Annotated in this window: 1 protein-coding gene and 1 pseudogene; one reads left to right on the forward strand and one right to left on the reverse strand. The window is 41.5% G+C overall.

From position 1 onward, the window contains the following. Window positions 1-36 precede the first annotated feature (36 nt). Window positions 37-678 (forward strand): annotated as a pseudogene (locus AC1DWN_RS33700) (SpoVR family protein); the annotation flags it as partial. 151 nt (window positions 679-829) lie between these two features. Here AC1DWN_RS33700 and AC1DWN_RS33705 read toward each other — a convergent pair. Further along, window positions 830-1,442, reverse strand: a 613-nt coding sequence (locus AC1DWN_RS33705) for a class I SAM-dependent methyltransferase (RefSeq protein ID WP_477563178.1), incomplete at its 5' end; no start/stop codon positions are given.

The following is a 1,442-nucleotide window of genomic DNA, read 5'->3' on the forward strand; positions in this document are numbered from 1 at the left end:
GATCACTGTAGTAGCTGATATTTATAAGCACCTTAGCTGAACGAAGGCTGGGCTTCGTATTGGCATCAACGTATCATTCGCGAGCTGGATCTTACAAGTGATGAGACCATTGAATTTGCCAAGCTTAATTCCTCGGTTGTACAGCCATCGCGGAATAGCCTAAATCCGTATTACTTGGGCTTAAAAATATTCGAGGATATTGAGCAGCGTTGGGATAAACCAACGAAAGAGGAGCAGGAGCGTTTCGGCCGTATGCCTGGCAAAGGAAGAGAGAAAATGTTCGAGGTTAGGGAAAATGATTCCGACATCTCCTTCCTACGAAACTACTTAACCAAGCCACTAGTAGATGATCTTGATCTTTATATTTTCGAGAAGAAGGGTCCAGAATGGAAAATTACCGATAAGTCATGGGAAAACATCCGCGAGCAGCTTGTATATTCCAAGGTGAATGGCGGCTTCCCTAGCCTTATGGTGAAAGACGGCGACTTTAACCGTGCTGGAGAAATGTATTTAATCCATCAATACGAGGGAACGGAATTGGACTTAAAATATGTGGAGCGGACGCTTCCTTATGTGGTACAGCTTTGGGGCAAGAACGTCCATCTTGAAACGATGGTCGAGGATAAGAAGATTGTGTTTAGCTGTGATGGGAAGAAGACGAGTAGGAAGTTTGTTTAGTTGAAGTTGAATATAAAAGTGAAAAGACACCTCATGGGTGTCTTTTTTTGAAACGTAGGAAAGTATAAAATCTATCCATATACTCTGACCTACATTTCACCGCGTAACGAAATTATACAACAGAGGACGGCACCAGCTTTTTTTGATTAAACTATGGCTTAATCGCCATAATCCTAAGCCTTTTATAATCGACATACCAAGAACCATCATGAAACAGATCCTTTTTAGCTTTTGCAGCTATTTTCTCAAAGGCGTTATTTCGCTCCTTCTCTTCGAATCCATTAAAGAACTGATCAGCAAAACCCGTTAGCCAATGATTCAGACCTAGCTCGTTATCATCCATTTTTGTTGGACGATCAAAATGAATCGCGTAGGTTACTCGAAAGCCTTGTTGCTCCAACAAAGTGCTGTATTCAGCGATACTTGGAAAATACCATGGATTTAGCTGACTGGCATCAATCTCATAATCCTCGGATAACACTTCGCTAGTGGCTTGAATGATTGTCTCAACATTGCCTTTACCGCCAAATTCAGCGACAAATCTGCCACCGTTATTCAATCTATTCCATATACAGGCCAGCACTGACTTTGGCTTCTTCATCCAGTGTAATGCAGCATTAGAAAAAACAGCATCGAATGATTGATTCAAATTAAAGTTTTGTCCGTCTCCAACTAGAAAAGTGATTTCAGCATATTTATTTTGCGCCTTCTCTATCATTTCTGCCGAAAAATCCATCCCCGTCATGGTCGCTCCTGTCTTACTG

This window comes from Paenibacillus sp. P4_A7, assembly GCF_056402455.1.